The sequence below is a fragment of the Vibrio sp. 2-2(8) genome, assembly GCF_963888495.1.
GTDB lineage: Bacteria > Pseudomonadota > Gammaproteobacteria > Enterobacterales > Vibrionaceae > Vibrio > Vibrio anguillarum.
The window spans coordinates 1-2,231 of record NZ_CAWPJM010000027.1 but is presented as its reverse complement, the minus strand read 5'-3'; the positions used below and the strand labels follow the sequence as shown (position 1 = coordinate 2,231).

Sequence of the window (2,231 nt, the reverse complement as noted above, 5' to 3'; positions counted from 1 at the left end):
CCAACGCGATCAAGAAACAACAAATATGTGATGATTATTTATTGCTTAACTTAAGCTAGAAAACATGGCATTTACCGTTCAATTCAAACTCGACTTAGCTGATAAAAACTCACTTTGCCTAACGCCCGGCTAAGGGGTTGACAACGCATAGCCGAACTTAAAAAACACACTGTAAACACTGAACTTCAATTTTGAACTAAAGCCGCCACGCGTTGGCAATCCCTCTTGAGCCGTTTGTTATGTTGATCGAAAAAATGGCTACTTACTTCCTATTTCATTGAAATAATCATCAATTATCCTTTGATATGCACCATTTTCTTTCATTGTCCTTAGCGTATGGTCAATCTTTTTTACTAAATCCAAATGTTGATTTTTTTTAGAAAATGCAATGTAGCTTGGTGTTGACTCTAATGGTGGAGTTTCCAAGTAAATATCATTAGTTACACCCATTTGAGCGGCTATATATCTTGCACCAAACTCATTATTGACCCAAAAATCAACTCTGTTAGAAAGTAACATTAGGACACACTGCTCCGCTGAATTAACTTTGTATATTGCTTTAAAGTTGTTTTGAGCTAGCATGCTGTCTAACCAAGTCCCATAACTAACATTATTGACCAAACAGATACTTAATTCCTTGATATTTGACTTATCCCAAATAACATGACTTACATTTGGCCTAATAATTATAATTTTTTGATTAAATAGCACTTCATTATTATAGTCAGCAAACTTTTCTCTTTCTGGTGTTTTAAACGCTGTAAATATGGCATCAGCCGTGCCATTTTCCACATAACTGATTGCTCTTCCCCATGGCAAAATATTTATTTTAATGGGTGTATCTATTTGTTGAAAAATATCTCTTAATAGTCTTACAGCAACACCATCAAGCTTATCTTTATCCTGAGTTATATACGGGGGATAATCCAGTGTCACTAACTTAATTTCTGCTCTAGACATGCTTGGGATTATTAGTAACCACAAAATAAATAACATCTGTTTCATGTCAAATTTTCCCTTCAATACCATTATGTAGTCAGTATAGACAAAAGAGTATGATAAAACATAACGCCCGGTTAAGGGGCTGACAACGCAAAACACCGAACCTAAAATAGAAACCGTAATCACAAATGCTGATTTAAGCAAAAACCGCCACGCGTTGGCAGTCCCTCTTAAACCGTTTGTTATGGTTCAGTTCACTAAATATCAGATTTTACCATTGCCATGATTTTATGAGCTTTTTCAAAATGATCTAATTTGTGTTCTTGAATCCACCATGTTGCGGCTTCCATTAACAAATCTGGATCGTCATTTTTATTAGCAAAAAATGCATAAAATGAAACGCCTACATTATCACCCTAATAAGATGGTACGCCCCACCCACACGCTAAACTTAACATTGTTAGGTTCAGTTAAATAAAGGTGACCATCATGACTACTATTCGCGTTATCGGTATCGATTTAGGAAAGAACACATTTCATCTTATCGGCCATGATTACTCAGGTAGAGAAGTCTTCAGAAAGAAGCTTAACAGACAAAAGCTGCTTCAATTATTATCAGTTCATGAACCTGTTATTGTTGCGATGGAAGCTTGTGGTGGCGCTCATTGGCTGGCGAGGCGGTGTGAGTCTTATGGACATCAAGTCAAATTGATTCCTGCTCAGTATGTTAAACCTTACGTAAAAACAAACAAAAATGACTTCATCGACGCTGATGCAATTGCAGAAGCGTCAATGCGTCCAAATATGCGTTTTGTCTCTCCAAAAAGTGAATTAGCTCAAGTATGTACAGTCGTCCGAAAAATCAGAGCAGGTTATCTCAAGGAAAGAACAGCGTGCATGAATAGGATTGGTTCAATTCTTCTAGAGTTTGGGATAAGTTTTCCGAGAGGGCATCACAACATGAAGAACCTATTTCAGTATTTGGCCGATAATAAAGAACCCGTTCCACCAATGTTAATTTTGGAGCTTAGAGAACAATTAGATCATTACAATCAATTGAATACATGGGTTAAAGAGCAGGAAAAGAAATTAGAAAACTTGCTGAAAGACGATGAATTGTTAACTCTTTTACAAAGTGTCCCAGGAATTGGGCCAATGACAGCTGATCTGCTCCAGCAAAACTGGACACCACATTAAGCGACATTTTGCTGTTCAAAGTTAACTGGGCTTAGATACCCAAGAGCACTGTGCCTTCTCGTCCGATTATAATCAACCTCTATGTACTCGAA

At 37.0% G+C, this 2,231-nt stretch carries 2 protein-coding genes and 2 pseudogenes; 1 reads left to right on the top strand and 3 read right to left on the bottom strand.

The annotated features are described in order from the left end of the window. Positions 1-258 precede the first annotated feature (258 nt). A complete protein-coding gene (locus AACV12_RS09180; RefSeq protein ID WP_170901604.1) occupies positions 259-1,005 on the bottom strand; it encodes a substrate-binding periplasmic protein in 747 nt (248 codons plus the stop codon). A 194-nt stretch (positions 1,006-1,199) separates the two neighbouring features. After that, a pseudogene (locus tag AACV12_RS09175) lies at positions 1,200-1,358 on the bottom strand (DUF6500 family protein); the annotation flags it as partial. A 73-nt stretch (positions 1,359-1,431) separates the two neighbouring features. Here AACV12_RS09175 and AACV12_RS09170 point away from each other — a divergent pair. Next, positions 1,432-2,106, top strand: a pseudogene (locus AACV12_RS09170) (IS110 family transposase); the annotation flags it as partial. Between the two features lie 29 nt (positions 2,107-2,135). Here AACV12_RS09170 and AACV12_RS09165 read toward each other — a convergent pair. Next, on the bottom strand, positions 2,136-2,231 hold a 96-nt coding region (locus AACV12_RS09165), incomplete at its 5' end, for an IS3 family transposase (protein ID WP_130200936.1).

Excerpts from the sequence above, each read along its gene's own strand:
- AACV12_RS09180 (WP_170901604.1), bottom strand. The coding sequence starts at position 1,005 with ATGAAACAGATGTTATTTATTTTGTGGTTACTAATAATCCCAAGCATG.